Raw genomic sequence first — 17089 nt, 5'->3', positions numbered from 1 at the left:
TCACGCATTTGATATTTTTCCGGCCTTGTTTATTCCCAATTCACTGATAATGTGACCGGGGTCTTGGCAAAATGGGGCGGAGAGACGATTCCCTTCGCGGCATCGTGCCGGTAGGCAAGGTGGGTATCGCGTGGCAACCGCTGCGGATGAGGCGAATAATCGGGGCGACGGGTCCGGTTGCCCCCTTGTTATCCAGGGGAAGGACTGATTTTGAAGAACGGTTTTATTCCGGATGCGCCGGAAGGCGAATGTTTCCCGTTGACCGACGCGCAGGCGGAGAAATGGCTGGGGAGCCATTACAGCGAGCAGGCGGCGCTGGCGTTCTGCGAAGCCTTCGAAATCGTGTTCGAAGGTCCGCTCGATACCGGCAGGCTGGCGGCCGCGCTGGATGCGCTGGCGCGCCGCCACGAGATATTCTCGGTCGGTTTCGCGGCCGATGGCCGCACGCAGGTCCATTTTCCGGACGGCGCGATGCCGCTGCTGCTGCGGGATTATTCCCCCGAAGCGGATCCGCTGGCCGCCTATCGCGCCTATTGCGAGCGGGAAAGGAATCTTCCCTTCGATCTCGGCAGGCCGCCGCTGATCCGGGCCTGCCTGTGCCGGCTCGCTCCCGGTTCGCACCGGCTCTTCATGAGCGCCCACCACCTGGTCTTCGACGGCTGGTCGCTGCGGTTGGCATTGAAGGATCTGGCGGCCTTCTACGCGGCGGACGGGCAAGACCTGCCGAACCTGCGCCCGGCCGATTCCTGGATCGCCTATGCGCGGGCCGAGCGGGAGCGCCGCGACGGCCCTGAAGGCCTGCGCTGCCTGGAATACTGGAAGGCGCGCTTCGGCAGCGTGCCCGAGCCGTTGCGCCTGCCTACCGATCGCCCGCGTACGGGCAGGATCGATTTCTCCGCGGCCAACTTCACCTTGCCGATCGAGCCGGCGCTGTGGCAGTCCCTGCGTGGCAGCGCGCGCGCCAGCTCGGTGACGCGCTTCACCCTGCTGCTGGCCGGGTATTTCATCCTGCTGCACCGGCTGAGCGGACAGCGCGACCTGGTCTGCGGCGTGCCGTTCGCCGGCGCCGCGCAGCGCGGGGCCCGGGTGATCGGCGATACCGACAACACCCTGCCGCTGCGGATCGAGGTCGTGCCGGATGAATCCGCCGCCGCGCTGGCCCTGCGCGTGCAGGCCGCGTTGAAGGAGGCCGCCGACCACCAGGACATCTCGCTGGGACGGATCGTCGATGCGTTGCGCCTGCCGCGCGAGGCGGGGCGCATGCTGCTGGTCGAGTCGATCGTCACGCTGGTCCCGCAGATGGAGAAGCTGGAGTTCGAAGGGCTCGAAAGCTCGCTCGAAGTCCTGCCGCGCACGACCGCCGCCTGGGAACTTGGCTTCTACTGGCGGCAGATGCCCGCCGGGCTGTTGCTGGAAGTGCAGTACCAGCGCGCGCTGTACGACGAGTCCACGGTCCGCGACTGGGCCGCTCACTATCTGGAAATCCTGCGCGGACTCACCGATCAGGCGCACCTGCCGGTCGCGGAACTGGGCCTGCCTGCACGTCCGGATCCCGCTTCCTATGCGCTGGTCAACGAGCACGCACCCTCCTGCGGACAAGCGGCATCGCTGCCGGCGCTGCTCGAGGACGCCTTCCGCCGCCATGCGCAGCGGATCGCGGCCTGCTGCGGCGACGGGAGTTCCACCTATGCCGCGCTGGAAGCGAGCAGCCGCCGCATCGCCGCCGGGCTGGTGGCGCGCGGAGTGGCGCGCGGGGATTTGGTGGGCGTCGCCGTGCCGCGCGGGCTGGACATGCTGGCCGCGGTGCTTGCGGTGATGCGGGCCGGCACCGCCTACGTGCCGCTGGATCCAACGTTCCCCGAGCAACGGCTGCGACGCATGGCGGAACACTCCGGGCTGGCGGCGATCGTCACCGGGAAGGGCGCGACGCTGCCGGACAGCGTGACTGCCGGACGCGACTGCTGGCCCGTCGGCGAACTCGCCGCGCATGGGGGCGACGAACCGCTGCCTGCGGTGGGACCGGAAGATCTCGCCTATGTGCTGTACACCTCCGGCTCCACCGGCGAGCCGAAGGGCGTGCGCATCCTGCATCGCAACCTGGTCAACTTCCTCTGCTCGATGCGCGAGTCGCCGGGGTTCTCCGCCGACGACGCGATCTGCTCGGCGACGACGCTTTCCTTCGACATCGCCGCGCTGGAGCTGTACCTGCCGCTGATCAGCGGCGGGCAGGTGGTGATCGCCGACGACGACCAGCACCGCGATCCGGAGGCGTTGTGCCGGTTGATCGAGAGCACCGGCTGCACGGTCTTCCAGACCACGCCTTCGCTGATGGCGCTGCTGCACGAGGTCGGGCGCATCGAGGCGCTCGCGCCGCTGCGACTGCTGGTCGGCGGCGAGGCGCTGCCGCCGGCGTTGGCGCGCTCGCTGGCCGGCCGCTGCCGCGAGCTGTGGAACATGTATGGGCCGACCGAGACCACCGTATGGTCCAGCATCCAGCGGATCCTGCCGGGGGCCGCGGCGGTGCCGCTGGGGCGGCCGATCGCCAGGACCCGCCTGTACGTGCTCGATGAGCACCGCCGTCCGGCCCTGCCGCACGCGCTGGGCGAGATCTGGATAGGCGGGGCGGGCGTCGCGGACGGCTACCTGCATCGCCCGGACCTGTCGGCCGAGCGCTTCCTCGCCGATCCTTTCGCCGGCGACGGCAGCCTGATGTACCGCACCGGCGATCTGGGCAGGCTGCACGAAGGCGATCTGCATTTCCACGGGCGCGCCGACGATCAGATCAAGCTGCGCGGATACCGCATCGAGCCGGGCGACATCGAGGCGGTGGCCGCCGCCGAGGCGGACGTGGCCGAATGCGTGGTGGTGGTCAGGACGCTCGCGGGCGGCGACCAGGTCCTGGCGCTCTATGCCGGCAGCGAGCGCGCGGCCGCCGAGCTGGCGCCCCGGCTGAGGAAGCGGTTGCAGCAGTCGCTGCCTGCGTACATGCGGCCGCAGCACGTCACCGTGCTGCCTTCGCTGCCGAAGACGCCGAACGGCAAGATCGATCGCCGCGCGCTGCCGCCGCCGGCCGAGGAGGCGCAGGCGGTATCCCGGCGCCGGCTGCCGCCGCGCGACGATCTGGAGAGGATGCTCTGCGGGCAGTGGCAGCGCCTGCTGCAACGGGAAGCGGTCGGCGTCGAGGACGATTTCTTCGAACTGGGCGGATACTCGCTGCTGGCAGTGCGCATGTTCACCGAATGGCAGCGGCGCTACGGCATCGACCTGCCGCTGGCGACGCTGATCGAGCGTCCGACCATCGCCGGGCTGGCGGAAGTGCTGCGCGAGGCGGGCGTGGGTCAGAAGGGCGACGGCGCGCCGGTCGATGCGGGCGCCCGACCGTCGTGGCGGGCGCTGGTGACGCTGCGCAAGGGCGAGGCGGGGACGCCGCTGTTCCTGTTCCATGCGGTGGGCGGCAACGTGCTCAACTACCGGGCGCTGGCTGATGCGCTGGAGCCGGGACAGCCGGTGTTGGGATTGCAGTCGCACGGCCTGGATGGCGCCGGCGCGCCGCTTGAAAGCATCGACGCGATGGCCGACGCCTACGTGCGCGAGATGATCGAAGTCCATCCCGATGGCGACTTCCTGCTGGCCGGCGGCTCGATGGGCGGCATCGTCGCGCTGGAAGTCGCGCGCAGGCTGCGCGCGGCCGGGCGCGGCGTGGCGATGCTGGCGATGTTCGATACCTACGGCCCGGGCAGCCGCGGCATGCGGGACTGGAGGCTGCGGCTGCGCGGCCTGCTGCCGCTGGAAGGCGATGCGCTGGGCCGGATCCTCCAGCGCGCGCGGCTGCGGTTCGTGCGCCTGCCGCTGCACAGGCTGCGCGCGCGGCTGTCGCGGCGCCCGCCGCCGCTGCCGCAGGACCTGCGCATCCTGGCGGTGGAGAAGGCCAACTTCCGCGCGCTGGCGGCCTACCGCCCGCGCCCCTACGACGGCCCGCTGCTGCTGCTGCGCACCCGCGTGCGCGAAGGGGAGGGCGCGGCCGACATGGGATGGGGCCGCTGGATCGGCGGCGGCGTCGAGGTCGTCGAACTGCCCGGCCGGCACCACGACTTCATCGACCAGCCTGAACTGGCGTCGCGGCTCAGGCAGTGCATCGCGCAGGCGCGCTGAGCTGTCCTGTCGGCAGGACAATCACCGTTTGCAAGGCCATGACGAAGGTGGGCACGGGTACCATGCAGGATTGCGCCGAACATGTCTCGTGAATCCACGGGCGCCCTGCCGATGCCGGATCCGCAAAGCAAGCCCAAGGCCAGCGTAGGCACGCACTACCTGCGCTATTCCACCGCCAGCGTGCTGGTGATGCTGGCCGGGCTGGTGTCCTTCCCGGCGCTGACGCGGCTGCTGGACAACACCCAGTACGGCATCCTCGGCTACTACGAGACCTGGCTGATGATCGCCGTGGCGGTGGCCAAGCTCGGCGCGCAGCACGCGATCATCCGCTTCTATCCCTACGGCGACGAGCAGGCGCGGCTGAGGAAGTTCGCGACCAACCTGTTCCTGCTGCCGATGCTGGTGTCGGTCGGCCTGTGGGCCGTGGCGATGACGGTGTTCTTCTGCGTCGAGCGCTTCGGCGGCGCGGATTTCTCGCCGGTGCTGTGGCTGGCGGTGCTGTCGATCCCGCTGATGGTGTTCGTCAGCCTGGTGCAGATGATCCTGCGCGCCGGCGAGCATTCCGGGCTGCTGATGGTGACGCGGGTGTCGTGGCGCTGGCTGGAACTGGCGCTGATGCTGGGCGCGGTGCTGTTCCTCGAGCGCAGCGCGCTGGCGGCCTACGGCGGCAAGGTCGCCGCGGCGGTGGTGGTCATCGTGTACTACGTGCACTGGGTCCGGAAGAACCTGGAGTTCTCGCGCGAGGTGCTGGACTTCGCCGAGTTCCGCATGTCGGTGCGCTACGGCATGCCGCTGGTGGTCAACGAGATCGCCACGGTGCTGCTGATCTCGATCGACCGCATCATGCTCAAGGGCATGCTCGACGATTTCGCCGTGGTCGGCATCTACACCATCGGCTACTCGCTGGCGTTGCAGGTGAGCATGCTGATGCACGCCTCGCTGTCCGAGTCCTTCATCCCGGTGGCCAACCGCACCTTCGAGACCGAGGGCGCCGAAGGCGTGCGGCGGCTGAAGGCGCGCGTGCTGTTGCCGATGACCTACGCCTCGATCGGCATCGCCGCGGCCATCTGGTGCACCGGCAGCGACGCGGTGCAGGCGGTCAGCGGCGTCGGCAAGGCCGCCTCCGGCCCGGTGTTCGCCTGGATCGGCACGCTGTACGCGCTGTACCCGCTGTTCGACATCGGCGGCTACGGCCTGCTGCTGCACAAGCGCTCGATGACGGTGCTGTACCTGACCCTGGCGGTGGCCGCGCTCAACATCGTGCTCAACCTGTGGATGATCCCGGCGATGGGGCTGATGGGCGCGGTCTATTCCACCGTCGCCAGCTACGCGGTGCTGGGCATCGCGATCTGCCTGCTGTGCCCGGCGGATCTGCGGCGGCTGCCGGACGCGCGCTCGCTGCTGGTGGCGCTGGGCTGCGCGGCGGCGTTCGTGGCGGCGGTGCAGGGCAGCGGGCTGTTCGGATTGCAGTCGCCGTGGGCGCGGCTGTTCGCCGCCGGCGGCCTGTGGCTGCTGCTGTACGTGGCGCCGGTGCTGCTGCTGGACAAGCGGCTGCCGAAGATGATCCTGCCGCGCCGGTGGAGCCGGCAGGCGTGAGTCCTTGCGGGTGATGAGGTCGCTGGTGTTCTGGCTGTTCTCGCCATTGAGCTGGCTGCTGCTGTCGCTGGCGGTCTGCGCTATCGGCTGGCGTTGGCAGGCGCAGCGCCGCCGGTTGCTGGCCTTCCTCGCGGCCGCCACCGCGATCAGCACGCTGGCGATGACGCCCTGGTTCGCCAATCTGCTGGTGGGCTGGCTGGAGCACATCCCGAATCGGCCGCCCGCGTGCCGGCTGGATCCGCCGCAGGTGGCCGTGGTGCTGGCCGGCGGCGTCGATCGCAGCGCGCGCGACGAGCGCGACTTCTCCGCGCTGACCGTGGCCAGCCGCCGCCGCGCCGAGAAGGCGATCGAGTGGCAACGCGAACGGCTGGGTCGCGAGCTGGTGATCGCCGGCGGGCGGCCGTGGGCGAACGTGGCGCCCGAGTCGGCGCTGATGGCCAGCTACCTGGCACAACTGGGCGTGGACGCGGCGACGGTGCGGACCGAGCGGCGCTCGCGCAACACCTGGGAGAACGCGCACGAACTGCTGTCGCTGTCGCCGCCGGTCGAGCGCCGGGTGGCGCTGATCACCTCGGCCATGCACACGCGGCGCGCGGCCTATGCGATGCGCCGCGCCGGCTTCGAGGTGTGCGAGGTGCAGACCGACTGGCGCCACGTGCCCTACGACGGTCCCGGCTACTTCGTGCCCGGCAGCAGCGGCCTGAACAAGACCGAGGCCGCGCTGCAGGAGATGGCCGGGCTGTTCTACTACCAACTGCGCGACAGGATCGGCATGAGCGCCGACTACGTGCCGGCCGCGCCCTGAGCCGTCCGGATCAGGGCCGGTCGGCGCGATAGCGTCCGGGCGCGATGCGCGCGGCCAGCGGGAACCTCGCGCCGAGGGCGGCGGCATCGGCCGGCGCCGCTTGGCTGGCGGAAGGCGCGGCGGCGGCCTGCTTTTTGAGCGAGAAATAGTGCTCCATCAGTCCGCACAGCGCCCAGAAGTTGGCCATCACCGCGCCCTCGAAGAACGGGCTGCCGTAGACGTTGCCCAGCGCGGTCGAGATCACCACCAGCACGAAGCCCAGCGATAACGCCTTGCCCTCGGCGTCGCTGGCCGGCACCGAGCGCGCGAAGCCGATGCCCATGCGCAGCAGCCGCCAGAGCAGGTAGAACAGCGCGAACAGCCCGATCGGCCCGCATTCGGCCAGCATCAGGAAATAGATGCTGTGGGCGTCGTAGCCGGCGTAGCGCGGCACGTAGTCGCCGATGTATTGCTTGAAGCGGTTGACACCCACGCCCAGCGGGTGCTGGCTCCACATCTGCACCGCGCCGGTCCAGATGTCGAAGCGGCTGGCGGTGCTGACGTCCAGTTCCTGCGCGCCGACCGCGTCCTGCTGCTCGGTCTCGGCCACGCGCTGGGTCACGCTTTCGGGCAGCAGGCTGACCGCCGGCACCACCATCAGCCCGATCAGCGCGGCCAGCAGCACGTTGCGGCGCACCAGCAGCAGGGTCACGCCGACCAGCGCGATCAGGTAGGACTGGCGCGAGTAGGTGGCCATGATTGCGACCGCCATGATGCCGACGCCGCCGATGGCGGCCAGCCGCCAGAACTTCTGCTTGCGGAAGAACAGCGCCATCGCCACGAACATCGGCATGAACATCGCGTAGAACACGCCGGCGCGGTTGGCCGAGCTGTAGTCCACGCCGAACGGGCCGGAGGCGCGCCGGCTTTCGGAATAGTTGCCGAAACCGTAGTCGAGCCCCTCGCGGATCGCCTCCAAGCCGGCCACCGCTGCGACCACCATCACGAAGATGATGAGCTGGCGCGTGCCCTTCAGGTCCTGCCCGCAGCGCCGGTAGACGAAGTACAGCAGCGGATAGAAGATCAGGTTCTTGATGTAGGTGAAGTCGTCCATGAACGACATCGGCCGGGTCGCCTGGGCGATGACGAAGCCGACCACCAGCGCCAGGAACAGCAGCAGCAGCGCATGGGTGATCGGCCCGGTGGGTTGCAGCGGGCGGTACTTGCGCCCGCCCATCATCAGCGCGGTCACCAGCAACAGGAACAGGATGTTGGCGATGTTCAGGCCGGGGATGCCGGTCTCGAACGACAGGTGGATCATGTTCGGGATGAACAGGATCGGCACCGCCAGCAGCATTCGCATCCACATGGTCAGGCAGCTTCCGGCGCTGCGCCATCGAGGAAGCGTTGCGCCCACAGCTCCAGGCACAGCACCTGCCACAGCGGCTCGCCGCGATCGATGCGCTGGCGGGTGTGATCGTCCAGCAGGGTGTCGGCGGTGGCCGGATCGACCAGCCCGCGGGTGCGGAACGCGTGGCTGGCGAAGGTGTCGGCGGCCAGTTCGGCCAGCGGCCCGCGCAGCCAGTCGGCCAGCGGGATGGCGAAGCCCTGCTTGGGCTTGCTGATCGCGCGCGGCGGCAGCCACTTGCCGGCGACCTCGCGCAGCAGGTGCTTGCCGCGGCCGCCGCGCACGCGGTAGGCCTCCGGCAGGCTGAGCGCGAACTCGACCAGGTCGGTTTGCAGGAACGGCGAGCGGCCTTCCAGCGACGCGGCCATCGCCATGCGATCCAGCTTCACCAGGATGTCGTCGGGCAGGTAGCTCTGCAGGTCGATGGCGACCGCGCGGTCCAGCGCCGAATCGCCCGCGCCGAGATCGCTGCCCGCCTCGCGCAGTGCCGGCAGGTCGAAGTGATCGGCGCCGCCGGCCTGCGGGCGCAGGCGCCGCGCGATGTCCGCGCGCATCACCGCCACGCCGCTGAGGTAGCGCTGCTCGAACGGCAGCCGCAGGCGCTCGCCGATGCGCGACAGGCGCTCGCCGTAGGGGTTGGGCAGCAGCGCGCCGCCGATGCCGGCCAGCGCCGCGGCCGATCCGCGCAGCGGGCCGAGGCTTTCCAGCTTCAGCAGGCGCAGGTAGCGGTCGTAGCCACCGAACATCTCGTCGCCGCCGTCGCCGGTCAGCACCATCTTGACGTGCCGGCTGGCCAGCTCGGAGACCAGGAAGGTCGGCACCGCCGAGGAGTCGGCGAACGGTTCGTCGAAATGCCAGGCCAGCTTGTGCAGCAGCGACACCGCGTCCGGATCGACGATCAGTTCGTGGTGATCGGTGCCGAGGTGGCGGGCGACGCGGCGGGCGTCGTCCAGTTCGCTGTAGGCCGCTTCCTTGAAGCCGATGGTGAAGGTCTTGACCGGCTGCGACAGGTGCCGCGCCATCAGCGCGACCACCGTACTGGAATCCAGCCCGCCGCTGAGGAAGGCGCCGAACGGCACGTCCGACACCAGCCGGCTGGCGACCGCGCGATCCAGCAGGTGCTCCAGCCGCTCGCCGGCCTCGCGCTCGTCGAGCGTGGCCTTCGGCGACAGCGACGGCCGCCAGTAGCGGTGCAGCGAAACCTGGCCGTCGCGGTAGCGCAGGTAGTGCGCCGGCGGCAGCTTGCGGACGCCGGCGAACACCGACAGCGGCGAGGGCACGTAGCCGTAGGCCAGGTAGGCGCGCAGCGCGTCGGCGTCGAGCTCGCGCGGGCAATCGGGCGATTGCAGCAGCGACTTCAGCTCCGAGCCGAACAGGATCCGCTGCGCGTCGACGGCGTAGTAGAGCGGCTTCTCGCCGAGCCGGTCGCGGGCCAGGATCAGCTCCTGCGTGCGGCGATCCCACAGGGCGATGCCGAACATGCCGTCCAGCTTCGCGAACGCCTCCACGCCGTCGCGCAGGTAGGCCTGCAGGATGACTTCGGTATCGCTGTGGGTATGGAAGACGTGTCCGTCCTTCTCCAGTCCGGCGCGCAGCTCGCGGTAGTTGTAGATCTCGCCGTTGAACACCAGGCAGACCTGGCCGCCGGCGCCGTACAGCGGCTGGTGACCGCCGCCGACGTCGATGATCGACAGCCGGCGCATGCCCAGCAGTGCGCGTTCGTCGCGGTGCAGGCCGCCGTCGTCCGGTCCGCGGTGGTGGATCACCGCGTTCATGCGCTCGCCCAGTCCGGGCGAGGGCGCGGGGCGGCCGGGGGCGACCACCATGCCTGCAATGCCGCACATCGGTCAGGCGCTCCGCTTGGAAATGGCGGCGTCGGGCAGCGCGTCTTCCTCGCCGCGGTAGAGCCGCATCAGCTGGCGCAGCACCGGCTCCAGGCCGGCGTTGCGGCGCACGTGGTCGCGTGCGCGCTCGCCCATCGCGGCGCGCTCGGCCGGCGCCAGCACGGCGGCCGCTTCCAGGCAGCGGGCCAGGCCCTCGCCGTCGCCCGGATCGTAGAGCCAGCCGTTCTCGCCCTCGCGCACGAAGTCCTCGTTGCCGCTGATGCGGCTGGCCACCATCGGCAGTCCGGACGCCATCGATTCCAGCAGTGTGTTGGACAGGCCCTCGATGCGCGAGCACAGCACGCCGACGTTGGCGTCGGCGAGAAACGTCTCGATGCCGTCCTGGTGGCCGGCGAAGGTCACCTTGCCGCCGATGCCCAGGCGCGCGGCCTGTTCCTTCAGCGCCGTTTCCAGGCTGCCGCTGCCGACCAGCAGCAGCGAGACGTCCGGCCGCCGCGCGACCACCGCGGCGAACGAGGACAGCAGCACGCGCAAGCCTTTCTCCGCTTCCAGCCGGCCGATGAAGACGAAGCGCGCCGGCCCTTCGGCCGGGCGGGTCACGCCGGCGAAGCGCGTGGTATCCACCGCGTTGGGCACCGCCGCGATGCGGGCGGCGGGAATGCCGCGCGCGGCCAGGGTGGAAGCGATGCGCTGGCTGATCGCCTGCCAGTGCCCGGCGCTGCGCAGCAGCAGCGCGCAAATGCGGTTGACCGGGCCGGCGCCGGGGGCCAGCGTGCCCTTCTCCAGTTCCCACCAGCCGGAGACCTTGACCAGCACGCGCCGGTCCAGCCAGCGCCCCATCAGCGCGGCGATGGCCGCCATCCGGTGCGCGATGTGCGCGTGCCAGGCGTCGTAGCGATGGCGACGGCGCAGCAGGAACAGCGCCGTGGCCAGCCACAGGAAGGGGCCGGACAGCAGCGGGATGCGCGGATAGGACAGCCGGCACACCGGCACGCCGTCGACGCGGCTGACGCGCTCCTGCAGGCCCCAGCCCAGCCGCGGCGCCAGCACGGTGACGCGCTGGCCGCGCGCGCGCAGGGCGCGCGCCAGCGTCCGCACCTGCGCTTCGGCGCCGCCGCCGCGCAGGGCGGGGTAGGCGGCCTCGAGGATCATCAGTACGCGCAGCGGCGGCATCTCAGCGTCCATCCATGTAGCGCCGCATCCACAGTTCCAGCACCAGCAACTGCCAGATCGCGGTGGAATGATCCCAGCCGCCGGCCATGTGCAGCTCGACCAGCCGCGCGATGAAGCCCGGATCGACCCAGCCGCGCTGGCGGGTGCGCCCGTCCAGCAGCACGTCGCGCACCCGCGCCTGCAGGTCGGCGTCGTCCTTCATCCAGATCGCGATCGGCAGGCCGAAGCCCTGCTTGCGCTTGCGCAGGATCTCCTGCGGCAGGATGCCGGCCATCGCCTGCTTGAACAGGTGGCGCTTGTTCAGCCCGCGCACCTTGTAGGTGGCGGCCAGGCGGCCGCAGTACTCGACCAGCGCCGGATCCAGGTAGGGGAAGCGCGCCGAGACGCCGTGCTGCTTGCAGGCGCGGTGGACCTTGACCAGATCGTTCTGGGCGATGGCCATCATCAGGTCCAGGCGCATGATCCGGTGCAGCGGCTCGGCGCGTCCGCCCAGCGCGTACACCTGGCGCATGAAGTCCAGCGAGGCGTCGCGCTTGACCTGCCGGCGGAAATCCGGGGTCAGCAGTTCCTCGTAGTAGTCCGAGGCGAACGAATCGTCGGTGTAGAAGCGATCCGGGTTGGGCAGCGACGCGCGGCGGGTGAAGTTGCGCACGCGGTTGAGCAGGTGGTTGTCGCCGCCGCCGACCGCGTTGCCGATGGCGCGCGCGGCCGCCTTCAGCGGCGAAGGCAGCCCGTAGAAGGCCTGCATCACCTTGTCCTTGGCGTAGCGCTCGTTGCCGCCGAAGATCTCGTCGCCGCCGTCGCCGCCGAGCATCAGCGCGAAGCCCTGCGCCTGCCCGAGCTCGGCGCAGGCCAGGGTGGGCACCGCCGAGGCGTTGCCGAACGGCTGGTCGTAGGCGTCGATCACCGAATCGAGCAGGCCCAGCGCGCGCGCGTGATCGACCTGGGCCAGGTGCGGCTGCGCGCCGCAGGCCTCGCCGGCCAGGCGGGCGAAGTCGAGTTCGTCGTAGCCGGCCTCCTGGAAGCCGATGGAGCAGCTGTGCACCTTGCCGATGCCCTGCCGCGCCAGGATGCTGACGATGCTGCTGCTGTCGGTGCCGCCGCTGAGGAAGCAGGCCCAGCCCGCGTCGCCGGCGGGGCGGTAGTCCTCGACGGTGGCGACGATGCGATCGCGCATGCCCTGCGCCAGCGCCTCGTCGCTGCCGTGCAGGTCGCCCGGATACTCCGGCAGGTAATAGCGCTCGCCCTGCGCGCGCCGCGCGTCGAGCAGCAGCCGCGTGCCCGGCTCGATGCGGCTGACGCCCTGGCAGATCGTCAGCGGCGCGGGGATGCAGGCGAAGTTGAGGTAGTGGTAGACGGCCACCGGGTCGGGCCGGCGCTCGACCCCGGGCGCGTCGAGCAGCAGGCGCAGGTCGGTGGCGACGGCGAAGTGCTCGCCGTGCCGGTACCAGTACAGCGGCAGCGAGCCGAAGTGATCGGTGAACGCGCCGATGCCGTCCTCCCCGTCCTTCCACTCGGCGCCGGCGAAGCGCCCGCGCCAGGCGCCGAAGGCCTGCTGCGGGCGGACCAGCAGATCGTGCGGCGATCCGGCGACCAGATCCGCCAGCGCGACGAAATGCCGGCCGTCGTGATCCTGCCCGTGCAGCACCTCGCCGCGCACGGCCAGGTGCAGGCGGTCCTCCGCCGCCGTCAGCACGCGGAAGCCCTCGCGCCCGCGCAGCCATGCCGGCGCCAGCGGGCCACCGGCCAGGATGAAATCACCCCGGATCGAAGCAGCCGTCATCATGCGTCCTTGCCCGAAGGGGGCGTCATCATGGCGTTCCTCGCCAGTGCGGGTTGCAGTGAACCGTCCGACAGGCAGCGCTCGTAGACCGCGGTCGTCGCCGCGACGAGCTGCTCGATCGAATAGCGGGTGCGGGTGTGCTCGACCGCCTGGCGCGACAACCGCGCGCGCAGCTCCGCGTCGCCGGCGAGCAGGCCGATCTTGCGGGCGAGCATCGCGTCGTCGTCCGAGTCGAACAGCAGGCCGGTGCGGCCGTCCTCGATCAGTTCCGGATTGCCGCCCACTTCCGAGGCCAGTACCGGGCATCCCAGCGACATGGCCTCCATCAACACGTTGGACATGCCCTCGTAGGCGGAGGGCAGCACCAGGAAATCGGCAGCATTCATCAAGCGGGTCGCATCTGAGCGTTCGCCGAGGAAACGCAAATCGCCGGCGAGACCGGCCGCTTCGCGAAGCGCCTCGATGCGCTCGCGCAGCGGACCATTTCCGGCCAGCGCTATCCACGGGCGTTCGCACTGTGGCAATCGCGCCAGCGCCCGGACCAGGCATTCGAGGTTCTTTTCCTTGACCAGCCGGCCGACGAACAGGCCGAAGCTGCGGCCGGGCGGCACGCCCAGCAGGTCGCGCAGCGCCTGGCGCTCGTTCGCCGCCAGCGTCGGCGGCGGCACGATGCCGTTGGGCACGACATCGAAGCTCTCGCGCGGCAGGCGCGCGCGCGCCGCGGCGGTCGCCGCGCCCGCGCGCGAGTTGGAGATGGTCGCCGCGCTGCGCCCGAGGACGAAGCGCTTGATGCGCCAGAACCGGTCCGATTCGGCCATGTAGAGCCCGCGCACCGATGACACCAGCGCCGGCGGCCGCAGCAGCGGCAGCGAGCACACCCAGGTCCACAGCTCGGCCGTCAGCGAGAACGCGTGCACCAGGTCGTAGCGGCGCCGGCGCAGCAGCGCGGCGTAGCGGAACACGAAGCCGAGGTCGAGCCGGCCGCGCTTGGGCACGTGGTGGACGATGACGCCCTGTTCGCGCAACTGCTTGACCAGGAACGACTCGTTGCGGAAGAACACCAGCTCCGGCTGCCAGCGCGCGCGGTCGATGCCGCCCAGCAGGTAGGCGATCTGGCGCTGGCTGCCGCCGACCTCCATCTCGTCGGTCGCCACCAGCAGTCTCTTCTTCTCAGCCATCGAGCGCGGCCTCCATGTATTGCTGAAGGCGCAGGCCTTCCTTGCGGGCGTCGAACTCGCGCTCGATCTTGCCGCGCGCGCCGTGGCTGACGCGCCGCCGCAGCTCGGCGTCCTCCAGCAGCCGCTGCATCGCGTCGGCCAGCGCCTCGGGCTGGCGCTCGTCGACCAGCAGGCCGGTGGCGTCGTGCTCGACCAGTTCGGGAATGCCGGACACGCGGGTGCTGATCACCGGGCAGCCGGTGGCCATCGCCTCCATCAGCGCGACCGGGATGCCGTCGCGGTTGCCGTCCTCGGCGACCTCGGAAGGCAGCACGAACAGGCCGGCCTCGCCCATCCAGCGGCGCACCACGTCCTGCGGCTGCGCGCCGGCGAACTCGATGCGATCGTCCACGTCCTGTTCGCGGGCCAGTCGCCGCAGCTCGGCGTCCAGTGGCCCGGATCCGAGCAGACGGCAGCGGAAGTCCAGCCCGCGCCGGCGCAGCAGGCCCAGCGCGCGGATCAGCGTGGCGAAGCCCTTGATCGGATCCAGCCGGCCCACGGTGAGGATGCTGTGCGGCGTGCGCCCGTCGGCGTTCCAGTGGTTGACCGCCATGTCCACGCCGCAATGCACGATCTTCAGCTTGCTGCCGGCCAGCGGCGTCTCGCGCGCGCTCAGCCAGCCGACGTTGAAGCGCGAGATGGTGACCGCCAGCGCCGCGTCCTCGATCTTGCGCGCGATGAGCTGGCGCTCGACGAAGATGTCGTGCGCGTGGCAGGTGAAGCCGAAGGGGCGGTCCAGCACCCGGCCCAGCGTCCACGCGGCGGTGGAGGGATAGGTGGCCCAATGGGCATGAATGATCTGCGGATCGAATTCGCGCAGCCAGCGCACGTGCTCCAGCCCGCGCAGCCAGGCGGCCAGCGACTTGACGCAGACCGCGGGCGTGCGCCAGGTGTCGGCGAGGATCGCGCCCAGGCTGCCCAGCACCGCGGCAGGCCGACGGAAAGACGCGGCGGCCAGGCCCGCCAGCGCGCGCGCCAGCGAGCGCGGATGCCGCACGCGATCCATCAGCGTCGCCGCGTCCGCCTGCACCAGCGCTTCGGAGGGGCGCTTGAGCGAGACGATGCGCACGTCCACGCCGTTCTCGATCAGCGCGTTGATCTCGCGCACGATGAAGGTCTCCGACCAGCACGGGAACAGCGACACCACGTAGACCGCGCGTTGCAGCCGGGGCGTGCTCATGGCGTGGCGTCCTCCAGCCGGGTGGTGGTCCAGAGGTGGGCGTGCGGATTGCGCAGGTAGTCGAAGAAGGCGAGCATGGCGCTGCTGTTGAGGCTGAGGAAGGCGGTGGCCAGGCGCACCGGCAGCAGGCGCCGCGCCAGCGGCGGCCACCAGCGGCCGAGCAGGGCGGCGCCGTAGGCCGCCAGTTGCAGCGCCAGCAGCGCCGCGTAGAAGAGGCTGCCGCGCGCGGCGAGCCAGGCGCTGGCGATCAGAGCGACCAGCAGCAGCCAGGGCGCGAGCAGGCGCAGCCACTTGTGGCCCCACAGGCGCAGCGCCAGCGGATGCGCGCCGGGGATGGCTAGCCGCGGCCAGCGGTGCAGCAATTGGTAGTTGCCGGCCAGCGTGCGCCGCTTGCGCGGCTCCTCGCTGGCCGGATCCGGGCTGGCCTGGTCGTAGGCCCGCGCCTGCGGCACGAACACGACCCGGTAGCCGCGCGCGGCGATGCCGAGCGGGATCCACATGTCGTCCAGCACCACGCCGGCCGGCACCGGCGGGATGGCGTCGCGGCGGGCGGCGTACAGCGCGCCGGTGACGCCGACGATCGAGCCGCTGGCGCTTTCCATGCGGCGGATCAGCTTCTCGTAGCGCCAGTAGGCGTCCACGCCCTGGCCGTAGCCGTTGCTGGCCAGCAGGACCAGCTCGCCGCTGGCCGCGCCGACCTGCGGATCGGCCAGCACCGCGACCAGCGCGGCCGCGGCGTCCGCATCGACGCGCTGGCGCACGTCGTTGAACAGCACGATGTCGGCATCGAGCCGCGGCAGCACCGCGCCGATGCAGGCCGACTTGCCGCGTCGCACGGCGAAGGCGAACACGCGCACGCGATCTTCCGGATAGCCGCGCGCCAGCGCCTCGCTGGCGTCGTCGCAGCCGTCGCAGACGACGTTGATGCGCAGGCGATCGGCCGGGTAGTCCAGCGCCAGCAGGTTGTCGAGCTTGGCCGGCAACTGCGCCGCGCCGTTGTGCACCACCAGCAGCACGTCCACGCGCGGGGTCTGCGCCCGCGCGCGGATCGGGCGCGGCCGCAGGCGCGCGCGGATCGCCACCGCCAGCGGGTAGCCGGCGTAGGCGAAGGCGACGATGCCCAGCGACAGCCAGAAGGCGAGGATCATGCCTGTCCCCGCAGCAGCACCAGCGCGCGGTGGCGCATGCGCTCGTAGCGATCGTCGCCGAGCAGCCGCTTGGCCAGCGCCAGGCCGCCGTAGCGCGCGCCTTCGCGCAGGATGGCGCGGGTGTCCGCCGCCAGCCAGCGCTGGAAGGCGGCCTCGCCGGTCGCCGCGGTGACGGCCATGCGCGGCAGCACCACGCCACGCCCGCGCCCGGCGATCCAGCCCGGGCGCGAGGACAGCACGTGGGTATAGCCGCATTCCCGCGCCACCGCCGCCATGCCGTGCGGCATGCGCCCGCCCGGCGGCGCCAGCAGGGTCGTCGCCACGCCGACGCGCTGCGAGATCTCCTCGCGCGCGGCGCTCAGCGTCGAGCGCAGGGCGCGCGGGGACAGGCCGGTCAGGTAGACGTGATCGTAGCCGTGCGACTGGATCGACATGCCGGCCCCGGCCATCTCGCGCAACTGCGCCCAACTGGCGAAGCCGGGCCGACCGACCATCGCCGGGTTGACGAAGAAGTCGGCGGACATGCCGCGGCGCGCCAGCGCGGGCAGGGCGATCTCGTAGTTGCTGAGGTGGCCGTCATCGAAGGTGATCAGCAGGCGGTGGCCGCCGCCGCGCAGCCATGACTGCGCGCTGCCGCCGCCGCCGTGGCGCGCGACCGCATCCAACTGCCGTTCGAACGCCCCCGCGCCCAGCGTGTAGTGGGGATCCTGCCCGGCGGGAACGCCGCCGCCCGCCGCCAGCGCGTGGTACATCAGGGCCACGGCCCGGCCTGCGGCATGGCCTTCTTGCATGGGGAGGGACACC

Annotated in this window: 11 protein-coding genes; 3 read left to right on the top strand and 8 right to left on the bottom strand. The window is 71.0% G+C overall.

The features are described 5' to 3' along the window. The first annotated feature begins 258 nt into the window (after nt 1–258). From AAG688_RS11980 to AAG688_RS11970, 3 genes are all read left to right on the top strand, one after another. Nucleotides 259–4152, top strand: coding sequence for a non-ribosomal peptide synthetase (locus tag AAG688_RS11980; RefSeq protein ID WP_411832473.1), 3894 nt, complete (start codon nt 259–261; stop codon nt 4150–4152). Between the two features lie 81 nt (nt 4153–4233). Further along, nucleotides 4234–5748, top strand: coding sequence for a lipopolysaccharide biosynthesis protein (locus tag AAG688_RS11975; RefSeq protein ID WP_411832472.1), 1515 nt, complete (start codon nt 4234–4236; stop codon nt 5746–5748). A gap of 13 nt (nt 5749–5761) precedes the next feature. Next, the gene (locus tag AAG688_RS11970; RefSeq protein ID WP_411834995.1) at nt 5762–6553 is read left to right on the top strand and encodes a YdcF family protein; all 792 of its coding nucleotides are present in this window, start codon (nt 5762–5764) and stop codon (nt 6551–6553) included. Nucleotides 6554–6563: 10 nt separating this feature from the next. Here the strand turns inward: AAG688_RS11970 and AAG688_RS11965 are convergent, their stop codons facing one another. From AAG688_RS11965 to AAG688_RS11930, 8 genes are read right to left on the bottom strand one after another with little or no spacing between them, the layout of a single operon-like run. Next, nucleotides 6564–7901 carry an O-antigen ligase family protein gene (locus AAG688_RS11965; protein ID WP_411832471.1) on the bottom strand — a complete coding sequence of 446 codons (1338 nt, stop codon included), beginning with the start codon at nt 7899–7901 and terminating at the stop codon, nt 6564–6566. A 2-nt stretch (nt 7902–7903) separates the two neighbouring features. Further along, nucleotides 7904–9766, bottom strand: a complete 1863-nt coding sequence (gene asnB / locus AAG688_RS11960; protein ID WP_411832470.1) for an asparagine synthase (glutamine-hydrolyzing) — start codon at nt 9764–9766, stop codon at nt 7904–7906. A gap of 21 nt (nt 9767–9787) precedes the next feature. Continuing rightward, nucleotides 9788–10969: a glycosyltransferase family 4 protein gene (locus AAG688_RS11955; RefSeq protein ID WP_411832469.1), complete on the bottom strand. Its 1182-nt coding sequence runs from the start codon at nt 10967–10969 to the stop codon at nt 9788–9790. Continuing rightward, nucleotides 10959–12740, bottom strand: coding sequence for an asparagine synthetase B family protein (locus AAG688_RS11950; RefSeq protein WP_411832468.1), 1782 nt, complete (start codon nt 12738–12740; stop codon nt 10959–10961). The genes AAG688_RS11955 and AAG688_RS11950 overlap by 11 nt, the downstream gene beginning before the upstream one ends. Further along, nucleotides 12740–13918, bottom strand: a complete 1179-nt coding sequence (locus AAG688_RS11945; protein WP_411832466.1) for a glycosyltransferase family 4 protein — start codon at nt 13916–13918, stop codon at nt 12740–12742. Before AAG688_RS11945 ends, AAG688_RS11950 begins: the two co-directional genes overlap by 1 nt. Beyond that, a complete protein-coding gene (locus tag AAG688_RS11940; RefSeq protein ID WP_411832464.1) occupies nt 13911–15137 on the bottom strand; it encodes a glycosyltransferase family 4 protein in 1227 nt (408 codons plus the stop codon). Before AAG688_RS11940 ends, AAG688_RS11945 begins: the two co-directional genes overlap by 8 nt. Further along, nucleotides 15134–16285 carry a glycosyltransferase family 2 protein gene (locus tag AAG688_RS11935; protein ID WP_411832463.1) on the bottom strand — a complete coding sequence of 384 codons (1152 nt, stop codon included), beginning with the start codon at nt 16283–16285 and terminating at the stop codon, nt 15134–15136. Before AAG688_RS11935 ends, AAG688_RS11940 begins: the two co-directional genes overlap by 4 nt. Further along, on the bottom strand, nt 16282–17076 hold the full coding sequence (locus tag AAG688_RS11930; protein WP_411832462.1) for a polysaccharide deacetylase family protein: 795 nt from the start codon (nt 17074–17076) through the stop codon (nt 16282–16284). Before AAG688_RS11930 ends, AAG688_RS11935 begins: the two co-directional genes overlap by 4 nt. Nucleotides 17077–17089: the final 13 nt, after the last annotated feature.

It is taken from the genome of Pseudoxanthomonas mexicana (assembly GCF_046736355.1).
GTDB lineage: Bacteria > Pseudomonadota > Gammaproteobacteria > Xanthomonadales > Xanthomonadaceae > Pseudoxanthomonas_A > Pseudoxanthomonas_A mexicana_B.
The sequence above is the reverse complement of the archived record's forward strand: the minus strand, read 5'-3'. Positions and strand labels throughout refer to the sequence as shown.

Bases quoted from the DNA above. Each gene is read 5' to 3' on its own strand.
- asnB (WP_411832470.1), bottom strand. From the start codon at position 9,766: ATGGTGGTCGCCCCCGGCCGCCCCGCGCCCTCGCCCGGACTGGGCGAG.
- AAG688_RS11935 (WP_411832463.1), bottom strand. From the start codon at position 16,285: ATGATCCTCGCCTTCTGGCTGTCGCTGGGCATCGTCGCCTTCGCCTAC.
- AAG688_RS11940 (WP_411832464.1), bottom strand. From the start codon at position 15,137: ATGAGCACGCCCCGGCTGCAACGCGCGGTCTACGTGGTGTCGCTGTTC.
- AAG688_RS11930 (WP_411832462.1), bottom strand. From the start codon at position 17,076: ATGCAAGAAGGCCATGCCGCAGGCCGGGCCGTGGCCCTGATGTACCAC.
- AAG688_RS11970 (WP_411834995.1), top strand. From the start codon at position 5,762: ATGAGGTCGCTGGTGTTCTGGCTGTTCTCGCCATTGAGCTGGCTGCTG.
- AAG688_RS11950 (WP_411832468.1), bottom strand. From the start codon at position 12,740: ATGACGGCTGCTTCGATCCGGGGTGATTTCATCCTGGCCGGTGGCCCG.
- AAG688_RS11965 (WP_411832471.1), bottom strand. From the start codon at position 7,901: ATGTGGATGCGAATGCTGCTGGCGGTGCCGATCCTGTTCATCCCGAAC.
- AAG688_RS11945 (WP_411832466.1), bottom strand. From the start codon at position 13,918: ATGGCTGAGAAGAAGAGACTGCTGGTGGCGACCGACGAGATGGAGGTC.
- AAG688_RS11955 (WP_411832469.1), bottom strand. From the start codon at position 10,969: ATGGACGCTGAGATGCCGCCGCTGCGCGTACTGATGATCCTCGAGGCC.
- AAG688_RS11975 (WP_411832472.1), top strand. From the start codon at position 4,234: ATGTCTCGTGAATCCACGGGCGCCCTGCCGATGCCGGATCCGCAAAGC.